1 protein-coding gene is annotated in these 482 nt (G+C 65.6%); it reads right to left on the bottom strand.

Annotated elements, in window-relative coordinates; translation table 11 throughout:
* The coding region (locus D620_RS0100005; protein WP_026091826.1) for an integrase core domain-containing protein at positions 1-482 on the bottom strand (482 nt) is incomplete at both ends.

Here is a 482-nt window from a genome sequence, read left to right as displayed (position 1 = left end):
CGGTTGTAATCCTCGACCCAGGCAGCGATCTCGACCCGTGCATGGGCCATGCTGAGGAACAGGGTCTCGTTGAGCAGCTCGTCGCGCATGCGGCCGTTAAAGCTCTCGACGTAGCCGTTCTGCATCGGCTTGCCCGGAGCGATGTAATGCCACTCGACGCTGATCTGGCCGCACCAAGCGAGCACGGCATTGCTGGTGAGCTCGGTGCCATTGTCGCTGACGATCATCCCCGGCTTGCCGCGCTCGTCGATCAGCCGGGTCAGCTCGCGCACGACACGGTGCCCTGAGATCGAGGTGTCCGGCACCGCCGCCAGGCACTCTCTGGTCACGTCGTCGACCACGTTGAGCACCCGGAACCGTCTGCCAGAAGCCATCTGGTCATGGACGAAGTCCAGGCTCCAGCGCTGGTTCGGCAGGGCAAGCACCGGAGCCGGTGCTCTGGTGCCGACAGCACGCTTGCGGCTGCGGCGTCGCCTTCCCGC

The sequence above is a fragment of the Porphyrobacter sp. AAP82 genome (genome assembly GCF_000331285.1).
GTDB lineage: Bacteria > Pseudomonadota > Alphaproteobacteria > Sphingomonadales > Sphingomonadaceae > Erythrobacter.
The sequence above is the reverse complement of the archived record's forward strand: the minus strand, read 5'-3'. Positions and strand labels throughout refer to the sequence as shown.